Annotated in this window: 20 protein-coding genes; 15 read left to right on the top strand and 5 right to left on the bottom strand. The window is 53.3% G+C overall.

Translation table 11 applies throughout. The annotated features are described in order from the left end of the window. The coding region (locus V0288_RS12555; protein ID WP_332865447.1) for a chemotaxis protein CheW at positions 1 to 557 on the top strand (557 nt) is incomplete at its 5' end. Beyond that, positions 554 to 3568: a methyl-accepting chemotaxis protein gene (locus V0288_RS12560; protein ID WP_332865448.1), complete on the top strand. Its 3015-nt coding sequence runs from the start codon at positions 554 to 556 to the stop codon at positions 3566 to 3568. The genes V0288_RS12555 and V0288_RS12560, both read left to right, overlap by 4 nt. Positions 3569 to 3767: 199 nt before the next feature. Here V0288_RS12560 and V0288_RS12565 read toward each other — a convergent pair whose 3' ends face one another. Next, positions 3768 to 3989, bottom strand: coding sequence for a hypothetical protein (locus V0288_RS12565; RefSeq protein ID WP_332865449.1), 222 nt, complete (start codon positions 3987 to 3989; stop codon positions 3768 to 3770). On the opposite strand from V0288_RS12565, the gene V0288_RS12570 reads away from it, so the two are divergent. The 5 genes from V0288_RS12570 to V0288_RS12590 all read left to right on the top strand — a co-directional run bounded on the left by V0288_RS12570 (position 3960) and on the right by V0288_RS12590 (position 9802). Further along, positions 3960 to 6887: a hybrid sensor histidine kinase/response regulator gene (locus tag V0288_RS12570; protein WP_332865450.1), complete on the top strand. Its 2928-nt coding sequence runs from the start codon at positions 3960 to 3962 to the stop codon at positions 6885 to 6887. The two genes, V0288_RS12565 and V0288_RS12570, sit on opposite strands and share 30 nt — an antisense overlap. 144 nt (positions 6888 to 7031) lie before the next feature. Beyond that, the gene (locus tag V0288_RS12575) at positions 7032 to 7511 is read left to right on the top strand and encodes a chemotaxis protein CheW (protein ID WP_332865451.1); all 480 of its coding nucleotides are present in this window, start codon (positions 7032 to 7034) and stop codon (positions 7509 to 7511) included. Positions 7512 to 7608: 97 nt separating this feature from the next. After that, the gene (locus tag V0288_RS12580) at positions 7609 to 8814 is read left to right on the top strand and encodes a response regulator (protein ID WP_332865452.1); all 1206 of its coding nucleotides are present in this window, start codon (positions 7609 to 7611) and stop codon (positions 8812 to 8814) included. A gap of 84 nt (positions 8815 to 8898) precedes the next feature. Then, positions 8899 to 9264 carry a response regulator transcription factor gene (locus V0288_RS12585; protein ID WP_332865453.1) on the top strand — a complete coding sequence of 122 codons (366 nt, stop codon included), beginning with the start codon at positions 8899 to 8901 and terminating at the stop codon, positions 9262 to 9264. A gap of 13 nt (positions 9265 to 9277) precedes the next feature. Next, positions 9278 to 9802, top strand: coding sequence for a chemotaxis protein CheW (locus V0288_RS12590; RefSeq protein ID WP_332865454.1), 525 nt, complete (start codon positions 9278 to 9280; stop codon positions 9800 to 9802). Here the strand turns inward: V0288_RS12590 and V0288_RS12595 are convergent. After that, positions 9779 to 9970 carry a hypothetical protein gene (locus tag V0288_RS12595; RefSeq protein WP_332865455.1) on the bottom strand — a complete coding sequence of 64 codons (192 nt, stop codon included), beginning with the start codon at positions 9968 to 9970 and terminating at the stop codon, positions 9779 to 9781. The two genes, V0288_RS12590 and V0288_RS12595, sit on opposite strands and share 24 nt — an antisense overlap. Before the next feature lie 165 nt (positions 9971 to 10135). Here V0288_RS12595 and V0288_RS12600 point away from each other — a divergent pair, with 165 nt between their 5' ends. The 6 genes from V0288_RS12600 (at position 10136) to V0288_RS12625 (ending at position 17314) form a co-directional block, all read left to right on the top strand. Beyond that, entirely contained in the window at positions 10136 to 11326 is a 1191-nt protein-coding gene (locus tag V0288_RS12600) for a hypothetical protein (protein WP_332865456.1), read from the top strand. Then, positions 11311 to 12285 (top strand): AAA family ATPase, encoded by a 975-nt coding sequence (locus V0288_RS12605; protein WP_332865457.1) that lies wholly within the window; start codon positions 11311 to 11313, stop codon positions 12283 to 12285. The genes V0288_RS12600 and V0288_RS12605 overlap by 16 nt, the downstream gene beginning before the upstream one ends. A gap of 3 nt (positions 12286 to 12288) precedes the next feature. Next, a complete protein-coding gene (locus V0288_RS12610; RefSeq protein ID WP_332865458.1) occupies positions 12289 to 15057 on the top strand; it encodes an SUMF1/EgtB/PvdO family nonheme iron enzyme in 2769 nt (922 codons plus the stop codon). Between the two features lie 241 nt (positions 15058 to 15298). Further along, positions 15299 to 15679: a hypothetical protein gene (locus tag V0288_RS12615; protein ID WP_332865459.1), complete on the top strand. Its 381-nt coding sequence runs from the start codon at positions 15299 to 15301 to the stop codon at positions 15677 to 15679. 213 nt (positions 15680 to 15892) lie between these two features. Then, positions 15893 to 16354 (top strand): hypothetical protein, encoded by a 462-nt coding sequence (locus V0288_RS12620; protein ID WP_332865460.1) that lies wholly within the window; start codon positions 15893 to 15895, stop codon positions 16352 to 16354. A gap of 159 nt (positions 16355 to 16513) precedes the next feature. Continuing rightward, positions 16514 to 17314: a glucosamine-6-phosphate deaminase gene (locus V0288_RS12625; protein WP_332865461.1), complete on the top strand. Its 801-nt coding sequence runs from the start codon at positions 16514 to 16516 to the stop codon at positions 17312 to 17314. Here the strand turns inward: V0288_RS12625 and V0288_RS12630 are convergent. Then, a complete protein-coding gene (locus V0288_RS12630) occupies positions 17308 to 17793 on the bottom strand; it encodes a hypothetical protein (protein ID WP_332865462.1) in 486 nt (161 codons plus the stop codon). The two genes, V0288_RS12625 and V0288_RS12630, sit on opposite strands and share 7 nt — an antisense overlap. Positions 17794 to 18060: 267 nt before the next feature. On the opposite strand from V0288_RS12630, the gene V0288_RS12635 reads away from it, so the two are divergent. Beyond that, complete coding sequence (locus tag V0288_RS12635; protein ID WP_332865463.1) at positions 18061 to 18951, top strand: RpnC/YadD family protein; 891 nt, start codon at positions 18061 to 18063, stop codon at positions 18949 to 18951. Position 18952: 1 nt separating this feature from the next. On the opposite strand, the gene V0288_RS12640 is transcribed toward V0288_RS12635, so the two are convergent. Further along, the gene (locus V0288_RS12640; protein WP_332865464.1) at positions 18953 to 20236 is read right to left on the bottom strand and encodes a TldD/PmbA family protein; all 1284 of its coding nucleotides are present in this window, start codon (positions 20234 to 20236) and stop codon (positions 18953 to 18955) included. Between the two features lie 209 nt (positions 20237 to 20445). Here V0288_RS12640 and V0288_RS12645 point away from each other — a divergent pair, with 209 nt between their 5' ends. Next, complete coding sequence (locus V0288_RS12645; protein WP_332865465.1) at positions 20446 to 21498, top strand: phosphotransferase; 1053 nt, start codon at positions 20446 to 20448, stop codon at positions 21496 to 21498. Between the two features lie 85 nt (positions 21499 to 21583). Here the strand turns inward: V0288_RS12645 and V0288_RS12650 are convergent, their stop codons facing one another. Then, positions 21584 to 22516 (bottom strand): diguanylate cyclase, encoded by a 933-nt coding sequence (locus tag V0288_RS12650; RefSeq protein WP_332865466.1) that lies wholly within the window; start codon positions 22514 to 22516, stop codon positions 21584 to 21586. Between the last annotated feature and the right edge of the window lie 100 nt (positions 22517 to 22616).

Consider the following 22616-nt stretch of genomic DNA (forward strand, 5'->3'; position numbering starts at 1 on the left):
TGCCCTTTCCCCCTCTCATGACCGGTACGACCCTAAGCCGAGAACGGCAAGACCGACAAGAAATGTATCTATGTTTGCAGTTAACCGCCGATACCGCCGCGGTTATTCCTATGCGAGCGGATAGAAGCGAACGGGGAAGTGATAGCGATTACCACGTACAAGAAGTTTTAACCCTATCGATCGATCGTCTCACCCCGCTCCCCGGCCAACCCCATTGGGTAATGGGACTATTCAACCAACGCGGGCGAATTTTCGGGGCGATCGATCTGGCCGACTTCTTGGAGTTAGCCCCCCTCACCGAAGAAGAACAGAATCCGAGTTGCGCGCTCGTCCGGGTCGGGCGCCGGGCGATCGGCCTGAGCGCCCGACAGGTCAAAGGCATCCTGCGGCTGAATCCCGATGTCCAGCGATCGGGGATGGGAATACTCTCGCCATCCCTGAAACCGTATTCCCCCGGTTATCTCTCCCGCTCCACCGACGCGGGGACGACCTTCGCCGGGGACAGTTTTCTCGTTCTCGACCCGATCGCGATCGCGAGAGCGGCGATCGAGAGATGACCCCGGATACAACACCCCCCGGAACCTATTCACTAGATAACGGATACCAGACCATGCAAACTCGCTTTGAAAGCAACGATCCCCCGGAAACGCAACCCGCCCTTTCCACTAGGAGTGCCGATATCCTTCTCGAACCCCCGCTCGGGTCGGAGAAAGTAGCCGTTCCGCCCGCGTCGTCCCCCGGCGGCAAACCACCGCTCGATCGGGATCGATCCATTGACGAGGAAGGTTCTCCCCCCCTACAACGTTGGTTCAATAACCTCCCGATCCGTCAGAAACAGATCAACGCCTCGCTGTTATCTCAAATCCTCTCGATCGCCGCGGTCACGGGGGTCGGGGCGGCCCTGCTCTACACGAGCGGGCGGAAACAACTGGTAAACCAATCCCAGTCCGAGCTTGCCGTAACCGGGATCGGCTACATGATCAAGGTCAACCAGATGGGTTTCGGCTTCCGGGGACAATCGGACAACCCCGCGATCATTAACGCCGCCCGCTTCGCCGATACGAACCAGCCCCTACCCCCCGAACTGCGCGCCCAGGTCAAAAAGATCCTCAAAAACGAGGTCAAGGCGAGAAAAATGGAATACGCCACCCTCGTCGATCGCCGGGGACGGATCGTGGTCGGGGCTAACGCCGAGCGAACTGGACAGATATTCACCCCGAGGAATTTTATCCAACAGGTCATCGACGATCCCCGTCAGCTCAAAGTAACCGCCGTGGTTCCCCTGTCGGAACTGCAAACCGAAAAACCTCCCTTACCCGAGGGACTCAAACCGGTGGACGCGCTGATCCGCTACACCTTCACCCCCGTCCGCGATAACCAACGGGTGATCGGGGTGCTAATCTCCGGGGATATCGTCAACGGCAAGACCCCGATCGTCGAACAGGCGATCAACTCCTTCGGTACGGGGTATAGCGGCATCTACTACCGCGATCTTCAGGGAAATTTAACCCTCGCCTCCTCTCTCTACTCTCGGGTTCAAGGCAACCCGAGCCAAGCGGGAATCGCCATACCGGATCGGGAACTCTTGAAAGCCGCCCTGGAGAATCCCGGAAAACCCGTCACCCAGCAGATGAACATCGAGGGGCAAAATTACACGGTATCGGCGCGAACTTTCCCGAACGTTTTCCAGGAACAGTCACAAGGCCCGGTGCGGATCTCCGGGGATACCCCGATCGCCGTCCTCGTCCGGGGAACCCCGCAGATCGCGCTGAACTCCATTCTCCGGGACAGTTTGGGAGTACAATTACTGGTCGCGTTAGGGGCGTTAGCGCTCTCCACTGCCCTGGCGAACCTGCTGGGGAACGCGATCGCCCGCCCGATCGAGCGTCTCCAGAAAACGGCGCTCCGTTTCGGGCGAGGGGATCAAAACGCGAGGGCGGAGATTACCTCTACCGACGAGATCGGCCAACTCGGCCGCTCCTTTAACCAATTAGCCGATAACATCGTCGAGAACGAAAACCGGCGGGAGTTAGAAGCGAGACGGAAACAACTCCTCGCCGATGTCGCGTCCGCCCGGGAAGCCGCTCTCCTGACCGATCCCCTCAATCAGTTATTAACCGAAGTCCGGGGGGAGTTACGGGCCGATCGGGTGGTTATCTATCGTTTCACCGCCGACGGCAACGGTTATCTCGTCGCGGAATCGGTAGCGGACGGACTTCCCTCCGCGCTGAGTGCCGAACTGGTCGATAACTGTATCGGGGAATCCCTGAAAAAACAATACAGTCAGGGTCGGGTACTGGTGATGGATAACGTTCTCGAACACGAACTCCATCCCGAACACCGGCAACTGCTCAACTCGATCGGCGTGAAATCCTCGATCATCGTTCCCATCGTTCAAACCGAAGAACTGTTCGGCTGGGCGATCGCCCACCACTGTCACACCCTACACGCCTGGAGCGAGGCGGAAAAAGCCACCCTACAGGAGTTCGCCCGAACGCTCGCCGGCGCCCTTCCCGGGATCGCCCTCCTCGAACAGCGGGAGTTGGAAGCGTTACGCTCGCGCGAGCAGAACCAGATCCTGCAAGGGGAACTGTTCAAACTCCTATCCGACGTGGAAGGGGCGGCCGGCGGGGATCTCACCGTGCGCGCCGAGATTACCGCCGGGGAGATCGGCATCGTCGCCGACTTCTTTAACGCCATTATCGAGAGCTTGCGGGAACTGGTCACGCGGGTAAAAGAGACCGCCACGCGGGTGAACGGTTCCGTGCGCGATAGTTCCGGCGCTATCCGTCTTCTGGCTAACGAGGCGATCGATCAGGCCAATCAGATCGGTGAAACGCTGAATTCGGTAGAACAGATGAACCGATCGATCCAGGCGGTCGCCCAAAACGCCCAGATCGCCGCCCGGATCTCCCGACAAGCCTCGGAAAACGCCACGACCGGCGGCGAGGCGATGGAGAAAACCGTGGATAGTATCGTCCAGTTGCGATCGACGATCGCCGAAACCGCCAAGAAAGTGAAACGACTCGGGGAATCCTCCCAACAGATCTCTCGGGTAATCGCCCTGATCAACCAGATCGCCATGAAAACCAACCTCCTCGCGGTGAACGCCAGTATCGAGGCCGCCCGGGCGGGAGAGGAAGGCCGGGGCTTCGCGGTGGTTGCCGAAGAGGTCGGGGAACTCGCCGCCCAGTCCGCGACCGCCACCAAGGAGATCGAGGGTATCGTCGAGGCTATCCAACGGGAAACCAACGAGGTGGTCCAAGCGATGGAAGTGGGAACCTCGCAGGTGGTCGAGGGGACGCGTCTGGTAGAACAGACCAAGACCAGTCTCCAGCAGATCGTCGAGGTATCGAAATCGATCGACGAACTTCTCCAATCGATTTCCACCGCTACCGTATCCCAGACGGAAAGCTCGCGACGGGTAGCGATTCTCATGGAGACGATCGCCCGGATCTCGGAAAAGACCTCCCACACCTCCGAACAGGTCTCCCGCGACCTCGAAGACACCGTATCGATCGCCCAAGATCTCCAAACCTCCGTGGAAACCTTCAAGGTGGAAGGTTAAAGATAGGGTGTGGCGTGTGGGGAGATGGAGAGATGGGGAAGGGGAAAAGGGGAAGGGGAAAAGGGAAAAAAGCTTTCTTAATCCTTTCGCCTTTATCCTTTCACCCCCCTCACCTCCCTCACCCTCCGATGACCGTTAGAAAGCCCTAGACTTCTGGCATCATTCATTTTTGAGAATCTAAAAGTGCGAAAATTACAATTTAAAAAGATAAGTTGTTCAAGGTAAAATTTTGGATAAAATTATTCTTTATTCCTCGTACTAGCTCCTGAATACTAACTCCTGTCTCCTGAATACTGCCTCCTAATTCCTTAATTCCTAACTCTTGAATACTGCCTCCTGCCTCCTGCCTCCTTAACCACCCGAAAATTTTTGAATCGCGCGCGTAGGTCTCATGAACACCGAACAGGAAATGCGGCTTCAATTTCTCGATGAAGCCGAAGAATATATCGACACGATCGAGACGGGAATCCTCACCCTCGACCCGGAGGGAGATTGGCAGAAGTGGGATACGGTCTTGAGAGCCGCCCACTCGATCAAGGGAGGGGCCGCGATGATGGGTTATCAACCGCTCAGCGACATGGCCCACCATCTGGAAGATTTTTTCAAAATCATTAAAGCGACCCGCGGACAATCGGTAGATTCGCGGGTCGAGGCCGATCTCCTACAGGGTTTAGACTGTTCCCGTCGGGGCATCTCCCTCTACCGCAACGGGACGACGATCGATCCCGTCTGGGTCGCGGCAAACTTCGATCCGCTTCTCGATCGCCTACGAGGGGCTTTAGGAGAGTTGAACGAGGAAATCGAGAACGATCTACTCGCCGCGGACGCGGGAGAAGATATGGCCGTGTTTCTCTTTCAAACCGAGGTCGAAAGTTGTTTGGAACGCTTAGAAGGCACGCTATCCGATCCCGATAATCCCATCGTCCGAGAGGAATTCCGCGTGGCGATGCAAGAATTGGGCGGATTGGGCGAAATGCTGGAACTGCCGAATTTCGCCTCCCTGTGCGCCTCGATCGAGGAACGGTTAACCCTCGTGACCGAGTTGGAACTGATCGAGATCGCCCGGCTGGCCCTACAGGAACTGCAACGCGCGCGCGCGCTCGTTCTGATCGGTCAACGGGAGGCGATCCCGACGGGTTTAGAGGTGGTCGAAAGTTTCGGAGAATCGATCGATCCCGCCGATCTCGATCTCGATTTCACCCTCGACACGCTGAATTTTATCGATACGATCGATGGAATCGACGAACCTTTCTCGCTTCCCGCCTTAGAAGAGTCCGATCTCGCCTTTTTCGACGAATTACCCGACGAACTGCCCCTAGAAACGCTCGAACCGGCGGGATTTCCCGAACCCGAGATCCCGGTCGCCGTCAATACCGAGGCGGAAGCGATCTCCCTCGCCGATTTCCCGGCCGAAGGGGACACCGCGGACAACATCACCCGCGTTCCCACCCGACAACTGGAACAATTAGGGGATCTCGTCAACGAGTTAACCCTCGATCGCAATAGTTTAAACCTGCAACTCTCGACGGTGAGAAGTCTTTTCGCCCTGCTCGGTCAACGGGTCAGCATTCTCGGCCGGGCTAACCAAAGCCTCCGCGACATATACGACCGGGGCCAGGAGGAACTGCGGAACTGGGGGAATCGATCGAGCGGCCCGCTATCCGACGGCCTCTCCCTCTCCCGACAACCGGCCGCCGACTCGTTCGATCGACTGGAGATGGATCGCTACAGCGACCTACACTCGATCTTGCAGGAATTGATGGAGACGATCGTGCAGATCCAGGAGGTAACGGGCGACATCGACACCAATATCGAAAACACCCGGCGTACCGCCCAAGATATCACCCGTAGCTCGCGGATTCTCCAGGATAAAGTCACCCGCGTCCGCCTGCGCCCCTTCTCGGATCTGGTGGGTAGATTCCCGCGCGTCGCCCGGGAAATGAGCGTGAAATACGGGAAACCCGTTCATTTAAAGATTATCGGCGGCGATACCCCGCTCGATCGATCGATTCTCGACGCGCTCGGCGACCCGCTCGTCCACCTGCTCCGTAACGCCTTCGATCACGGCATCGAAGATCCGGACACCCGGGAACGTCGGGGCAAACCCCGCGAGGGACAGATCGAGATCTCCGCCACCTACCGCGGCTCTCAGGTGGTGATCGCCATCCGCGACGACGGTGGCGGCATCGATCCCGAAAAGATCGCCGCCAAAGCCATGCAGATGGGATTTACCGCCGAAGATATCACCAAACTCGATCGACAGGATCTCCTCAACCTGATTTTCGAGCCGGGATTCAGTACCGCCTCCTCCGTTACCGAACTGTCGGGACGGGGCATCGGTATGGACATCGTGCGGACGAAAGTAGCCGCTTTACGGGGTCGTCTCGGCATCGATACCCGACCCGACGAGGGAACCACCATCACCATCGCCGTACCTTTCTCGCTCTCGGTGTTACGGGTATTATTGGTCGAGAGCGGCGGTATGCCCCTCGCTTTCCCCACCGTCACGATCGAGGAAATGCTCGTCGCCACTCCCGAGATGCGGCTTGTTCGCGACGGGCGACAATTCCTCGATATCGACGGCGATCTCTTACCCTTATTCAATTTACGGGAACACTTCCAGTTTTCCCGGCCTTTTCTCAAACCGGAATCCAGTATCAGCGCGATTATCCCCCGATCGGTCGTTCTGATCGCGGCGGCGGGCGAGCGCTTGGTGGGGATCGAGGTGGATGCCTATTTCGGGGAACAGGAAGTGACCTCGCGCGCGGTCGAGGGGGGATTTCCCCTACCGCCGGGGTTCGATCGCTGTACCATTCTCGGCGACGGTCGGGTCGTACCACTCGTGTCCGTTTACGATCTGCTCGAGGCGATCGAGCGCCGATCCTTCACCATCCCCTTCGCCGAAAGACCGGTTCCCGTCACTCCCCCCTCCTCGAAAGACCTGATCCTGGTCGTCGATGACTCGATTAACGTCCGGCGTTTCCTCGCCGCCACCCTGGAAAAAGCCGGCTACCGTGTCCAGCAGGCCAGAGACGGACAGGATGCCGTGGAAAAACTTCAGGACGGTCTCCCGGTACGGGCGGTGATCTGCGATATCGAGATGCCCCGGCTCGACGGTTTCGGTTTCCTCGCCCAAGTCCGCGCCCGTCGGGAATACCGCGACCTGCCGATCTTCCTGCTCACCTCTCGAAGCGGCGAGAAACACCGTCAACTCGCCTTCACCCTCGGCGCGTCCGGCTACTTCTCCAAACCCTTCCAAGAACAGGAACTGTTACAAGCCATCCGCGAAGCCCTCTCGATCGCCGTCAATCGCGTGTGATAGCGCGGGAGGCGGGAGGTCGGGGAGGGAAAAGGTGAAACAATTAAGAAAGCTCTTTTCCCTTTTCAGGTCTCTTTTCCCCGAAAAATTTCCCCATCTCCCCATCCTCCCCCTTTCCCGACACCCCATACCCCATTTCCCGCCATGTCCATTCCCTCCTCCGCGCGCGCCCGTCGTTTCGCGGCGCGACAAACCGAAACCTTCCATCCCCTGATCCTGTTCCGTGTCCGTCAAGAATGGTTCGCGTTCGAGATGGAGACGGTAGAGAAAGCGATCGCCCTAGAATCCGTAACCCCTCACCCGATCGATCCGGATCTGTCTCTAACCGACTATCGAGAGCGGGAAATCGTCGCGATCGAGGCGGAAAATTATCTTTTCGGGGAAAAAGCCCGATCGGGGGACGAACCCCGTTATCTTGTCATCGTCCGAACGGAAGACGGGGAGATCGGCCTATCGATCGACGCGGCCCCCGGAATCCGTCGGTTTCCCGGTTCCGCGTTCGGCCCCGAAGGGACGGACAACCCGCTCGTTGCCCGTCTCGTCCGACCGAACGATCACCCGCCCATCTCGGTTCTCGCTATCCGACCGCTCCGGGAAAGGGTGAACGGCGAAAATCCTTGCTAATCGGCGTTTTCTCGAATTACCCTTTTCTTCTGTTAGTTTTTCCCGCCGGGGGGGAATTCTAAGACTGAGGTATTTGTAGAACTCACGTCAACGAGCAATGATGACTGCTAAATATCCCCCGCAAGAACCCATTTCCATCCGGGAATTCACCGCTTCTAAACAGGCGGGTCTATTCGAGAACCTGAAGCGACCCCGGTTTAGCGGTCAATTGCGACTGACGGGACCCAAGGGGGAGAAATGGTCGTTCTTTCTTTATCTGGGCCGGATCATGTACGCGACCGGGGGAACCCATCCGGTGAGGCGCTGGCACCGTAGCCTCGCGCTGTATTTCCCGGAGGTGGTCGCCGAATTATCCTCCTCGCGATTGGATCTAGCCCGATCGGAAATTTCGGAGGAGCAGGTTTGTTGGGAGTATCAATTGCTCTGTTTGTGGGTGGAACACCAGAAAATCACCCGAGAACAGGCGGCGCGGATGATCCGGGGAACGATCGTCGAGGTACTCTTCGATATTACCCAGACGATGGAGATCACCTGTGAACTCTGTCCCGATGACCTGCTCTCGACCCGATTGGCCCTGATCGATGCCGAACAGGTGATCGTGGAAGCGCAGAAGCTCTGGCAAGCCTGGCAGGGCGCGAAAATCGCCGATCGCTCCCCGAATTGGGCGCCGATTATCCGCCAGACCGATCTCCTTCAACAGCGCACCTCGCCCCAGGTCTACACCACCCTCAAACAGCTTTTAGACGGTCATCAAACCCTCCGCGACCTCGCCGTGCGGATGAAACGCGACGTGGTTACGGTGACGAGCTCTCTGATCCCTTACATTCAGATGGGACTGGTGGAACTGATCCCGATCCCCGATCTCCAGCCTCCCATCATCGCCGCGACCCCCCCCGATATCGAGTACGATACGCTTTCGCCGGGCCCGCTGATCGCCTGCGTGGACGATAGCCCCCTGATGTGTCAGACGATGGAGAAAATTCTCACCGGCGCGCACTATCAGTTTTTGGGGATTAACGATCCCCTGCGGGCGATCGCCATTCTCCTCGCGCGCAAGCCGGCACTGATCTTCCTCGATCTGGTGATGCCGAACGCCAACGGTTACGAGATCTGCTCGCAACTGCGAAAATTGAGCTTTTTCCGTCACACCCCGATCGTCATCCTGACGGGCAACGACGGTATTATCGATCGGGTGCGGGCGAAAATGGTCGGTTCCTCGGATTTCATCAGCAAACCCGTGAATCCCGAGGTCGTTTTAGACACGATCCGGAAACATCTCCGACAACCGGCCGCCCTAGAATAGTCCGGATCGATCTCTCGATATCCCCGGTTATTCTCGTTGAATTCTGAATTATTTACTTCGCATCTGTATCATGGGGTTATTGTTATGGGAACCGCGCTCATTGTAGAAGACTCGCTCACCGAGAGAGAGATTATTAGCCATTATTTAAAACAAGCGGGAGTCATCGTCTCGATCGCTACCAGTGGCGAGGAGGCTTTGGAGAAAATCAGCACCTCCCTCCCCGATCTGATCGTTCTCGATGTGGTTTTACCGGGACGGAGCGGTTTTGAACTCTGTCGGGAACTCAAGGCCGAGGCGAAAACGAAGAAGATCCCGATTATCATGTGTTCTACGAAAGGAACGGAAATGGATAAGTTTTGGGGAATGCGTCAGGGCGCGGACGCGTATATTCCCAAACCGATCGATGGCGAGGTTTTCGTCCGCACGGTGAAGCAATTACTTAACGCGTGATCTCGATAACATCATGACTTTTTCCGGCTCGAAACTTCCCGCGACCGATAATCGGGATTCGCGGGAACAGTATCTCCGCTTCTATCTCCACCCGGACACGACCGCCATGTTACCGGTGGCGCGATTGACAGAGGTTTTGACGATTCCCGTCGGTCAGATCGTGCCGATCCCCCACCTGCCGAGTTGGGTGATGGGGGTATACAACTGGCGCGGCGAGATCCTCTGGATGGTGGATCTCGGTGAATTGTTGGGTTTGGCTCCCTGGTATCAAAAGGCGATGAACGCGACCAATCACCGGGCGATCGTTCTCCATTCCGAGACTTCCGGCAAGCGCGACCGGGGGCAGGCGATCGGTTTGTTGGTCGATCGGGTGGAGGACATCGAATACTGCGATACGGAACGCATTCAGTCTCCCCCCGCGTCGATGGTGACGATGAATCTCGCGCCTTACTTGCGCGGTTATTGGATGAAAGGCAACGGCGATATGATCCTCACCCTCGACGGCACCGCGATTCTAGCCGCCATGCCGCGGGGGTAGATCCTTTTTGATTTCCCCCGCGGGGGAACAGGGGGGGATTTCGTGGCGGTATTTCTGAAAGTTGATCCAGAGATTGCCGGTGTTGACGGCGAGGGTGGCGATCGATATCGCTTGTAGGGCGATCGGCGGGAGAGAAAGTTTGAATAATTTACGGATGAGCTTTATCATGAGGGTATTCCTCACTAGGGATCTATCAGGATCTGGGTTTGGGTCGTTAGCTCGTACCTGCGTCCGAACCCGATACGATCCTGATAAGAGTAGGATACGGTGAATACCCTAGATTCGATATCTACTGATCGCGTCTGATCGCGGGAACGAAAGGTTAGGATAAGGATGCGCGAGACCACGATACGACTGACAGACAAAGATAAAGAATTCCTAAACAACCGATGGAAAGCGCGAGGCTGTACGACGAGAGATCCACGAGATCTATTAATTAAGGCTAGTCGGTATTTATTAACCCCTTACCTTGAGAAACAAATCAGTCATGGTGGCTATATTCCCGCTAACGTTCTTACACTCTGGAAAGAAAACAAAATCATTAAATTTAAAAACAATAGCGTTTATGTTTCCTTACAACAGAAACAAACGATTTCAAAACAAACAATAATCGATCTAGTTGAAAAAGAAGAAATTATTTTTCGATCGATTTCCTTACAAACTTTAAATCGATGTGTTGGAGCGCTCCGAGCGGAGAGAGTTGAGCGAGAAGCGGTGGAGGCTTTCGCCCATGCTTTAGGGGTAGTCGATATTTTTTCATTAGAAGCTTTTAGAAACGATCGGGACAGGGCGAGAGGAGAAATATTTCAGGATATCTTGGTTCAAAAATTCAATTATCGTAAGACTATTCGAGAAATTGGAAAGTTATCCGCCTATCAGAATAGAGTGCAGATATATCGACTTTCTTCCCCTTGCAAGATTCACGGAATGTGGTTGATTAAAAGAGTAGAAAATGAAATTAAAAATAGAAGTAGGCTAGATAAACTGATTAAAATTCTCACGATTCTCCCGCAAAGTTTCGATATTAGTAGTTCTTATTTGTATAACAAACTTAACGAGGAGCTTAAGAGGCGAAATTTAGCTTCGGCATTACGAGATAGTAATATTATTATGATGATCTCGGTACGAGAGACCGATCGATACAATCCAGAAGACTTACAAAAAATTATTATCCAAGAGTTTTGGGAACAACAAAAATCTTCTCTCGATCGAACTAGGCAACTACCGGGATTTTTTCTCGTGTTTTTACTCGATGAATGTAACTACTTTACCCGCTTGGGTGATCATGAACTGTCTCGATCGATCCCCGACCTTTCCCCAGATCCAGAATTTTGTCAATACGATATCGAGGAGATTTTTATAGAACTAGGTAGTGCTTTTCAAGATCCGAACACATGGGATACGGGAAAAGTATCGAGCCTGTTTCAAAACCGGGAAACGATCAATCCAGAAACCACCTTACAAACTTTGTGTGATCGCATTAATCTTGACTATAGAGAAACACGACAATGGCTACTAAACTAAAATACACGGGAAAAATTCAACCAGATTTGGAAGATGAATACCCTCCTATTCGTCGAAAAATTTATCCCTATTCTGCCGATGAGGACTTAATAGAAGCGGTGAATCTCGCGATCGATCTCCGGATGCCGCTTTTACTGGAAGGGGAACCGGGATGCGGGAAAAGTCGTCTCGCTCACGCGTTGGTGTATGAACTGAATCACGTTAACGGAACACTGGAAAAACCTTATCCGATCGAGTACGGTTTCTATTCGGTACAATCGGTTAGTAAAGCTACGGATAGTCTGTATCTCTACGATTATATCGGTCGTCTACAAGCGGCACAAATCGGCCAAGCGATGCAAGCTTCGGGACAGAATATAGAAACGAAAATGAAAGATCCCGCGAATCCAGAAAATTGGGTCGATTATCGTCCTCTCGGTAATGCTTTTAAAAACAGTCAACAAGACGGAATTCAATCGGTGGTGTTGATTGACGAAATCGATAAGGCCGATCGAGACTTTCCTAACGATTTACTGCAAATCATCGAGGATCGCGCTTTTACTATCCAAGAAACGGGAGTGGAGATTAAAGCTCGCGAGGACGCGTCCCCGATTATTATTATCACCAGTAACCGGGAAAAAAGCCTTCCTCCCGCTTTTCTCCGGCGCTGTCTCTATCACTACATCCCCTTCCCGGACGAGGAGAAATTGAAAGAGATCCTTTCCCTACGGTTTAAAGATCGATCGAAGGAGATAATCGATACAGCGATCGATCGTTTCCTGGAAGTGCGAAGCGCGCAGGAAGACGAGAAAGCGGAAGGGGAGAAAAAAGTCAGTGCCAGCGAACTGATCGCGTGGTTTCAATCTCTACTGAGATATCCAGAGGATGAACTGCTGGAGAAATTGGGAGCGGACAAACTTCCCCATGCTAGTGTGTTATTAAAAAGTCGCGACGATCTCGATCACTACAGTGAGAGGTAAACGATGGAATTACCGCTACTGGATTTTTTCTATCAACTGCGGGAGGAAGGTTTACCCCTCTCGATCGAACAATATTACCGCGTCACCGAGTATCTAATCCGACTTTTCGACACCAACCCGGAATCGATCGCCGATATTGCCAAAATTAAGCGGATCTGTCAAACCGTTTGGGTAAAATCTCCCCACCAGCAACAACTTTTCGATACCGCGTGGGAGGAAATGATCGCGCGGGTTTCGCGGGAGATCGATCGAATCGAATCGATTCTAGAGACGATCGTAACGGAAGACTCGATCGATTCAGAAGTTCCTCAAGAGATAGAGCAACCCCGACTAGATATAGAACGACCCCAACTAGATATAGAGCGAACCCAACTAGAAATAGAACGACCCCAACTAGAGATAGAACGACCCCAACTAGAGATAGAACGATCCCGACCGGAGATAGAACGACCCCAACTAGATATAGAACGACCCCGACCGGAGATAGAACCCCTCCAAATCGCCACGGCTATTCAACCAAAAACACCATCCCGTCTTAAACAGAAGGATAGATACGAATATTACCCCGTTGGTCGGAATGAACTCGATGAGAGTTGGCAGGGCTTGCGGCCGCTACCTATAGCGAGTCCTTACCGAGAATTGGATGTTGTCGCGACAGTCATCGCGACGGCAAAACGGGGATTTTTCGATCGCCCGATCTACCGACCCCGACAACAGCACCGTCGGACGGTGGTACTTTTGATCGATCGATCCGAATCGATGATTCCCCTCGCGGGTTTCGGGAGACTGTGGGGGGAGGCTTGGAAAGCTGTTCCGCGGTACTATTTCGATAACGTCATCGGGGAACAGGTCTATCTAAACGATAGCGGTTGGCAGAGTATACCCCTCGCGGAAATGCTGGACATCTATCCCGCGGGAGAAACGGTTTGTATTCTTTACAGTGATGCGGGTGTTGCTAGGGGAGGATATAGCCGAGAAAGGCTGGAAGAAACCGAGAGAGAACTGAAACGCTTGACGGGGCGATTTTATCGGGTAGCGTGGCTGAATCCCCTGCCTAGTCCGCGATGGTTCGGGAATACGGCGATCGATATCGCCGATCTCGATGCGGATCTACCGAACTTTACCATGTTCGCGCTCGATACGGAATTTAGCCGGATGGTGACGTGGCTGAAAGGGGAAGCCATCCCCCCGCGAACCCTAAAGCCGGAATCGGTTCCCGACACGGAAGACGAGGCTTATTATTCCCTGTCCGTGGCAAGTCGGGTAAAAGTCCTCGGACTCGACTACGGGCAAGAAACCCTCGATCTCGCTACTCGTGGCGCGTTTCCCCTCGGATTAACTCCGGAATTGCTTCATTATCTACGAATTCAACTAAAATTAACCGCCCCGTGGTACGCGATCGCCGATGTTCTCCTCTCCAGTTTGGTGCATCGGGTAGAGGGGGATCTGTACGAAATGGAACGAGAGACGCGGGAATATTTATTAAAACGGTTAGATCGGCAGGAAATCGAAACAATCGCCCGACTTTTGCAAGACTATATTCAGGACGAACTGGATAAAAACGACAGTCAACAAAACTACCGACAAACCCAAGCGTGGACAGCCCTCGCCTATCTAGAACCGAGTGAAGCGGTGGAAGAGTTGAAAAAAGCCCTACGAGAAGCGATAACGGCGAATAATCGGATACGACTGGTTAGACTAGCCTCTCTCACCGATACCCTGTCCCCCGCGTTAACCGATTACGAACCCCTTATCACTTTTACCGAGGTCGCTTCCGCGTATGCTAGAGGAGACCGCGAGGGATTGTTAGATCTCGGTAAGGTTAGTCAGGGAGAGTTACAGAAAGCTTTATTGGATAAGTTAGAGAAAATCCGAACCCTCAAACGTTTTACCTCGGAAACGGTCTACGTGAACGAAAAAGGCGAGATCGTCAAACGCGAACCCGTCACCGCGGACTACTACGAGGAACCGCTAGGAAAGGGAATCGAACCCCTAACCATGATCCGAATTCCCGCGGGACAGTTCTGGATGGGATCGCCAGAAGAAGAAGATTATAGCAATGAGAAACCCCGACATCTGGTAAAAGTAAATGCCTTTTACATGGGACAGACCGCGATAACGCAAGTCCAATGGCGCGCGATCGCTTCTCGTGAAGATTTACGGGTATCACAATATTTAAACCCGTATCCAAGCCAATCTACAGGCGATAATCAACCCGTGAAACAAGTGACGTGGTACGACGCGATCGAGTATTGCGCGAGATTGTGTAAACTAACGGGAAAAAATTACCGTCTGCCGAGTGAAGCGGAATGGGAGTACGCTTGTCGGGCGATTCAGGAAACTAGGGTCAAAAATCCTCCGAAATATCCCCCCTTTCACTACGGGGAAACCCTAACGGGAGAACTGGCTAACTATCGCGCTTCCATTCGCTATCGGAAAGAACTGAAAGGAGAGTATAGGGCAAAAACAACCCCCGTGAGAAGTTTTCCCCCGAACGCGTTCGGACTGTACGATATGCACGGCAATGTTTGGGAATGGTGCGAGGATGACTGGCACGACACTTATCGAGGCGCGCCGGATGATGGGAGCGCGTGGAGCAAGAATGATAATCGTTCTCAAAAAATCAAATGTCTGCGGGGCGGTTCTTGGCACTCCGATCCTGTCTATTGCCGCTCTGCCTACCGCGGCAGGAACCATCCCGGTATCGTCGTCAGCTATTTCGGTTTTCGGGTGGTCTGTTCGCGCTCAGGATTCTTCCCCTCTTCTCTTTAATTCTTTTTCCCTCTTCTCTTTCCTCTTTTCTCTCCGATTATCGCCGTCAGACGATCGCATTTTTCGGGGGATTGTGGCAGAGTACGGATATGTCCTGTTCGATCGCTCTCCGCGCCCCTACATTATCCTCTCGATGGTGATCCGAAAACCTATCTACCCGTGCGAAGAATCACCGGTCATTCTCTCCAAATCAAGTACAGTGTGGGAGTGGATAAAATGTACGGGATTTTTCGGAAAAGCTATGAAAACCATAGAGATGACCATTTGGGAAGCTCGATTAAATCGATCGAAAGAACCCGCGAGAACCTTCGCATTAACCCTCGAACGGCTGGAATATCTCATCGAGCGGGGACTAATCACGAGAGATTCGATCGAGACCGATTCCCTCGTTCCCGATCTAGTTTCCCTCGTCGATCGGTTATCGCGCGAGAAAGACAAATTCGAGAGTTTAGAACTGATCGGTTTCACGAGAGGCGGCCTCTTCGTAATCGAGGGCGTGAAACTTCAAGCCAGAAAGCCTTTTCAAGATCGTCTGTACGAATTTTTCCGCGAGATCCTATCGGGAAAACAACCGAGCGAATTCAGCTTGCAAAATAACGCCCTCAGCGTTCGATGGGCTTAATAGCCGAGGATGTATACTCGTTCCCGCGAACAATTAGCCCGGAATGAAAGCGGTATCCTCGCTCGATCGAAGGATTCCCGCGAGAACGTCGGCGCTTCAAAAGACGTAACACGATTCGGTTATCCCTCCCGCGAAAATGGAGAGTTTAGAGTGGGAAGCGCGCCACGGTCTTCTCGAACTCTAGCCGTAAACTATCCACGATCGGGGATCTCCATGAAAGCTCCGTTAACTCTTCACTGCTACAAACTACCCCTCTGGAAACGAATCGGGTCGAATATCAGCCTAATATGCCACCGAATTAGCCTATTTCTCTTCGTTACTTCCTTTCGCTATCCTGGCTCGTCTTTAGCGATCGCCGGGTTACTTTTGGCGATGGGAACGTGCGGGGAACCGCTCTCGTTGAACCATCCCGAGCCGTTCGTCGCGCTCTGTTTGCTTCTCCGCGTGGCGAGCGTCGCGCTGGGATTAGCCTGGATCGGTCTCCTGGTGTGCCGTCTATCGCTTCAACGCGCTCAAACCGATTCCTGGAAACAACGGATGCGGGAAAACGAGGAATATTTACGTCATCGGGTGAGCGTGTTGGAGGATTGGCTCGTTTTTCCCGGTTGGAAATCTTGCGAGGGAACGATCGAGGTACAATACCGCTCGGAAACCCCCCGCTCTCCGAGATGGTGATTCTTTTCCGAAAATTATCGGGAGCGCGCGCTAGAGATCTAGATCCGCGCGCTCCGGTAAAGCGATCGGCGATTTTCCCGCTTCTTCAAAAAACGTAATATCGCCCGTCCACAATTTTGTTAACAATAAAAACTATCCCGTCTCGTCGAGTGAAAAGCCATGATCGATCGCTCCCGTCCCCCCCGATCGCGCGATCCCGTCAAAACTTTCACGATCGATAAATTATCCGTGCGGATCTATGAATCCGTCACCGAATTAGCCCGAGACGTTGCTTTTTTGTCTAGAGACTATTTACGGGACGTGCTGAGCGATCGGGAAACCGCTTCCGTAATCCTCGCCACGGGCAATTCTCAAATAGAATTTCTCGATGTTTTCGTCAACTCCGAGGATTTAGATTGGTCGCGGATCGAATTTTTTCACCTCGATGAATATCTGGGAATCGATGCCGCTCATCCCTCTAGTTTCCGTCGTTATCTGCGCGAGCGAGTGGAAAAATTGATCAAACCGAAGCGATTTCATTATATCGAGGGAGACGCGTTAGAACCGATCGAGGAATGCGATCGCTACACGAAACTTTTACAGGCACGATCGCTCGATCTCTGTTGTCTCGGAATCGGCGAAAACGGACACCTCGCGTTTAACGAACCCTCGGTAGCCGATTTCCACGATCCGCGTCTGGTGAAAATCGTGAAATTAGATATCAAAAATCGCGAGCAACAGGTAAACAACGGTCATTTTCTCACCGTGGAAACCGTACCGCAATACGCGTTCACGCTAACGATCCCCGCGATTCTCCAAGCTCGAAAAATTTTCTGTCTCGCGACGGGAAAACGAAAAATACAGGCGATCGAACAGATGCTCGGAGGAAAAATCGACACGAATTGTCCGGCTTCCATCCTTCGAGAAATCCCCGGGGCGACGCTCTTTTTAGATAGCGCTTCCGCGGCTTCTTTCTACTGAATTTGTCGGTTTAAATCTTCTAAAATTCCCCGGCCGAGAAGAAAGCCGATCGCTAGATGATAGGGAACGAGCCAGAAAATTACCGGATAGATCCAGAAGAAAAATAATGTAATTAATAAAGGATAAAAACTGGCGATCGATAGCCCGATCGCCGCCGCGAGATTGTAGAAATAAAACCGAAAGGTAAAAGAAATCACCCGAAACTCGCTCGCTATATCGGTTCGTTGTAAGAGCGATCGAAGATAATTCCCTTGAAAATAAAAGGAAATGGCATTGATTAAAATACTGGCAAAAATCAGGATCGGAATGGAATAAGTATAGGGAAAACCATTATTCCCGTAGCGCGGCCGATGCCAATGCCAGGCTATCGCGAGGATAATCGGCGCGGAAAATAGAAGGACTAACCGAAGATAGGAAATCCGGAATCGATCGAGAATCGCGCGACGGGTACGGGGAGAAATCGAGGGTAGATCCTGCATAAACCGTTTTCTGTAAATTCTTTCTGTAGTCGATCACCCGCCGAATATTTTATCCCTCTAATTCGGGATAAGCTTTTCAACCCTCTTTCTATTGTTACATACGGATCGACTTATCCCGCCCTAAAAATCGCGCTTCTGGCTAAAATATCAAAGTATATCGGGTTCGGGGGTAAATCGCTCGCGTTTGGAGGGATGAGCGCCGCGCTCGATCGACAGCGAGACCCGCGAGAATTAAGATAGGGAATAACGAGAAAATCGATTCCGTTCATGACCCGACAGCCGCACGATCGCTTCGCCAAACAGTACCTAGAAGAACTCCTCTCCTCTCTAGGAACCGTAGAAATCAGTAAAGAGATCACCGACGAAACCCGGCAGATCGATATCTTTTTCTCGCCGAACCCCGATCGGGCGATCGACCCCGATCGATTGGGAATCCTCGGTAAAATCGCTCGAAATACCGCTCTCATCGAACCCTATCGCAACTCTCCCACTCGATCGGAAGTCCGCGACTGCCTGTTAAAACTGTTTACCGTTTTCGCCGAAAGTAAACGTCAGGCAAAGCGGGAGAATACCGCCTATAACGAGGAAAATTTACCCTCTCTCTGGATTCTCGCCCCTTCCGCAAGTCCCGCCCTCCTAGAAGGGTTCAATGCTAAATTAAAGGAAGATTGGTTAGAGGGAATCTATTTTTTCCCCCCGTTTCTCCGGACGGCGATCGTCGCCATTAACCGGCTACCCGACATCCCCGAAACCCTGTGGCTACGACTTCTCGGACGGGGAAGCACCCAAGATCGGGCCGTTCGAGAATTGCTAACCCTGCAACGAGACGACTCTCTCCGTCAAAACGTGCTGGAATTGCTGGTTAGTTGGCGCGTGAGCGTCGAAATTCAAAATAAGCTAGACGAAGAAGATCGAGAGGTATTTATGACCTTATCTCAAGTGTACTTGGAGTGGAAAGAAGCCACCAAACAGGAAGGGCAACAGGAAGGACAACGATCGATGATCGAAAACCTCCTACGAGTCCGCTTCGGGGAGTTAGACGAAACGCTCGATCGAGTGGTCAATGCCCTGTTAGAATTATCCCCCGCGGAGTCCAGTCGCTTACTCCTAGAATCCAGTCGCGAGGAGTTGATCGATCGCTTCGATCGAGCGGGATAACCTACCCCACCACCGATAAACTATCGACCACGATCGAGGGAGTGTAACACGAACCGTTCCACTGATTATCCGCGCCGAGGGCGATCGTCTGTTGTAGCGCGGTGTAGACATTACCCGCGACCATTGTATCTTTTACCCGGCCGGTGATTTTCCCCTTCTGTACCCGATAACCGAGATCGATATTCACCGAAAAATCCCCGGAAATATCCGCCCCGTGACCTAAAATCTGATCGATCACCACCGCGTCATCGAGTCCCGCGATTAACTCCGCGAGAGTTCCCTCTCCAGGTTCGATGATTAGATTCACCAGATCGGGCATGGGATAAACGCCTAAACTGGGGCGAAAACCGTTTCCGGTGGTCTGTTTGCCGAGAATTCGAGCGGTGGTTCGATCGAGATAAAATTCCCTCACCCGTCCCTTTTCCAACAGGGAGAGAAAGCGCGTCGGGGTTCCCTCGTCATCGAACGGACAGCCGTAGGGATCTCGATCGGGCTGTTGACTCATGGTAATCTGCTCGGAAACCACCGATTCGCCGATTTTCTCGCTCCACGGCGAGGATTTTTCTAAAACCTGTTTTCCGTTCAAAGCCGCCGCTACCGTTCCCCACAACATCGTCGCCGCGTTGGGAGTGAACAGGATCGGCACGCGTCCGGTGGGGGGACTAACATTCGCTTCCGCCCATTGTAAACGCTGGAGTAACTGCTCGACGATCGGGTCGGGATTCGGGATTCCCCGCGTGTACTCTCCATCGTACACCGCGAGAAAGTCCTCGCCCCGCACCCACTCGATCCCCGCGTAATAACTGACCGCGGTATCGATATACTCGCAGTACAGCCCCTCGGAGTTGACCAATCGCGTCGTGTCCCGCTCGCATTCCAACTCGCCGCTACAGAGTACCTCCGGGTATTTGTCCCGAATTCGGGCGATAATCTCCGTTCCCATGTCGATTAACGCTTCCACCTCGATCGAGCGTCCCACCTCCGGATAAATCGCCTCCCGCGGTGGAGAGAATTCGATTTCCTCCGGCACGTTCAGACGGGATAATTCTAAAGCCGTCTCGACCAGAACCGACGGCTCCACGTCCCCGTAACCCACCGCTAACCCCGGACACCCCTCGCGCCATAGTCTCAGCGCCGTTCCCTCCGACTCGGAACTCTCTAACTGTTTGAGACGATTCGCCTCGAAAAATACGGGACGGGAGATAGACGAGGATTGATAAACTTCAGCGCGCGACGCGCCGGATTTTAGGGCTAAATCGATAATTTCCCGCGGATCGATGGTCATAAAATACACTATACCTTACAACAAATAACGGAGCGATCGACGATCCGATCCTAGATCCTCTAGAGAATGTAGTCAAAGATACGAAGCGATCGGGCAGATTGTAATATACCTGGCCATAGTAACGATCCAGGCGTTCGTAACGTCTACCCGCGCGACCAACGGTTCAGTCAGGGCGTTATTTTCAGGGATTAGTAATTTCGGAGGGAATCGTGACGACTTTTCTTTCCTCGATCGCCTCATTATCGACCGATTCCCCGTCGGCCGACCCCTCGCGAGTCGATCGGGCGTTTCCCGTCGTTTATTCTACTTTATCTCCTTCCGCGCTGGCCGATCTCGTTCTCTCCCGTTACCCGATCGATCTGCCGAAAAACTGTCAGTTCTGGCATCGGGGATTGAGCGATGTCTATCTTCTGGAAACCCTGACGACCTCCTATATCCTACGCGTGTCCCACTGTCACTGGCGGGGGAAATCGGAGATCGATTTCGAGCTTGAACTGTTGGACTTTCTCGATCGATGGCGGGTTCCCGTGGCCGCCCCGATCCGTACTCGTGACGGGGAATTATCCGTCGAGATTACCGCGCCGGAGGGTGAACGGTACGCGGTTCTTTTCCCCCTCGCGCCCGGACAGGTGGCGATCGGCGATTTCACCCCCGATCAAGCCCGTAAATTAGGCTCGATCGTCGCTAGAATCCATCAGGTTTCGCGTAATTTTCAAACTCTCGCCCACCGTCACCCCCTCGACTCGAAATATCTCCTCCGCGATTCCCTACAGACGATCGCGCCCTTCCTACACCAGCGTCCGGCGGATTTACAGTTTCTCGTCGAGACGATCGCCGAGATCGAGACGGTGATGGCGCGTTTACCCGCGAGCGCCCCCTACTGGAACGTGTGTTGGGGCGATCCCCACAGTGGCAACGTGCATATCACCGCGGATAATCAGATGACCCTGTTCGATTTCGATCAGTGCGGTTACGGTTGGCGCGTCTTCGATCTGGCGAAATTCCTGCAAGTTTCCCTACAATCCGGGGTACACCGTCAGGTTCGTCAGGCGTTTATCGAGGGATACGACGAGATCGCGAAATTATCCCCGATCGAGCGATCGAGCCTACAATCTCTCACCCAAGCGGCCTATATCTGGTCTTGGGCGATCCATCTGAATAATACGAAATTGACCGATTACAGCCGTTTGGACGGCGGTTACTTTACCGCCCGCCTCTCCACGCTGAAACGCTTGAGAACGCGGGAATGGGAGTTATTTTAAGGGGTCGTGCCACATTAATTTTCCCGTCGGGATAGGCAACAGGCAATAGGGTGAGCGAGACGCGCGATTCATTTGACCTCGGTATTTAGATATTGGCGACAACGCGGGCGCGGCCTTGATTTTTCGCGGCGAGGAGGGCGAGATCGGCGCGTTCGATCACGGTTTCGAGGTGGGTATCCTCCTTTTGATAACCCGCGACACCGATGCTGAGAGTGACCGAGATCTCTCGATCGCCGATCGAGATTTTCAAACCGCCGATCGCTTGACAAATGCGTTTTGCCGTGCAAAGGGCGTTCTCGATCGTGGTTTCGGGGAGAATCGCCACGAATTCCTCGCCGCCCCAGCGTCCGAAACCATCGACGTTCCGGAGACAATCGCGGATCGCGCGCGCCACGGAGATCAGGGTTTCGTCTCCCGCGGCGTGACCGAAAGTATCGTTCACTTTTTTAAAATAATCGATATCGATAACTAACACGGAAAACGATCGACTATAACGGGCGACGCGTTGGAATTCTTTCTGACCGAACGTAAAAATCGCCCGACGGTTCGGAACCCCGGTTAAATAGTCGGTGACGATCGATTCTTCGAGTTGAGACTTGGCTTTTTTGAGTTCGTCGCGGGTTTTTTTCAGTTCTAGATGGGTTTTGACCCGAGCGAGAAGTTCGTTACTATAAAAAGGTTTCGTCACGTAATCCACCGCGCCGCTATCGAACGCGCGAACGATATTTTCCTTGTCATTATTGGCGGTGAGGAAGATAATCGGGATCTCGCGATAACGGGGATCTCGCTTCAAAATCTGACAGACCTCGATCCCCCCCATCTCCGGCATCATCAGATCGAGCAGGATCAGGTCGGGATCGGCTTTCTTGACCCGTTCGATCGCCTGTTTCCCGCTACTGGCGAAGGTGGTCGCGTAACCCTCGTTATCGAGGATCTCGATGACGAGTTGCAGATTTTTACTCGCGTCATCGACGACTAGAATCAAACAGTCTTCGGGGTTGAACTTAAAAGCGATCATAGGTGATTCGCGAGAGATGGGGTGTCGGGAGGTGAGGGAGATGGGGAGATGGGGGGATGGGGAGATGGGAGATATTTTCGGAAAAAGACTACTTTTAATC

Source organism: Pannus brasiliensis CCIBt3594, from assembly GCF_036688125.1.
GTDB classification, from domain to species: Bacteria; Cyanobacteriota; Cyanobacteriia; order Cyanobacteriales; family Microcystaceae; genus Pannus; species Pannus brasiliensis.

Bases quoted from the DNA above. Each gene is read 5' to 3' on its own strand.
- V0288_RS12585 (WP_332865453.1), top strand. From the start codon at position 8,899: ATGGGAACCGCGCTCATTGTAGAAGACTCGCTCACCGAGAGAGAGATT.
- V0288_RS12580 (WP_332865452.1), top strand. From the start codon at position 7,609: ATGATGACTGCTAAATATCCCCCGCAAGAACCCATTTCCATCCGGGAA.
- V0288_RS12640 (WP_332865464.1), bottom strand. From the start codon at position 20,236: ATGACCATCGATCCGCGGGAAATTATCGATTTAGCCCTAAAATCCGGC.
- V0288_RS12605 (WP_332865457.1), top strand. From the start codon at position 11,311: ATGGCTACTAAACTAAAATACACGGGAAAAATTCAACCAGATTTGGAA.
- V0288_RS12650 (WP_332865466.1), bottom strand. From the start codon at position 22,516: ATGATCGCTTTTAAGTTCAACCCCGAAGACTGTTTGATTCTAGTCGTC.
- V0288_RS12600 (WP_332865456.1), top strand. From the start codon at position 10,136: ATGCGCGAGACCACGATACGACTGACAGACAAAGATAAAGAATTCCTA.
- V0288_RS12630 (WP_332865462.1), bottom strand. From the start codon at position 17,793: ATGCAGGATCTACCCTCGATTTCTCCCCGTACCCGTCGCGCGATTCTC.
- V0288_RS12595 (WP_332865455.1), bottom strand. From the start codon at position 9,970: ATGATAAAGCTCATCCGTAAATTATTCAAACTTTCTCTCCCGCCGATC.
- V0288_RS12575 (WP_332865451.1), top strand. From the start codon at position 7,032: ATGTCCATTCCCTCCTCCGCGCGCGCCCGTCGTTTCGCGGCGCGACAA.
- V0288_RS12610 (WP_332865458.1), top strand. From the start codon at position 12,289: ATGGAATTACCGCTACTGGATTTTTTCTATCAACTGCGGGAGGAAGGT.
- V0288_RS12620 (WP_332865460.1), top strand. From the start codon at position 15,893: ATGAAAGCTCCGTTAACTCTTCACTGCTACAAACTACCCCTCTGGAAA.
- V0288_RS12635 (WP_332865463.1), top strand. From the start codon at position 18,061: ATGACCCGACAGCCGCACGATCGCTTCGCCAAACAGTACCTAGAAGAA.
- V0288_RS12590 (WP_332865454.1), top strand. From the start codon at position 9,278: ATGACTTTTTCCGGCTCGAAACTTCCCGCGACCGATAATCGGGATTCG.
- V0288_RS12615 (WP_332865459.1), top strand. From the start codon at position 15,299: ATGAAAACCATAGAGATGACCATTTGGGAAGCTCGATTAAATCGATCG.
- V0288_RS12570 (WP_332865450.1), top strand. From the start codon at position 3,960: ATGAACACCGAACAGGAAATGCGGCTTCAATTTCTCGATGAAGCCGAA.
- V0288_RS12625 (WP_332865461.1), top strand. From the start codon at position 16,514: ATGATCGATCGCTCCCGTCCCCCCCGATCGCGCGATCCCGTCAAAACT.
- V0288_RS12560 (WP_332865448.1), top strand. From the start codon at position 554: ATGACCCCGGATACAACACCCCCCGGAACCTATTCACTAGATAACGGA.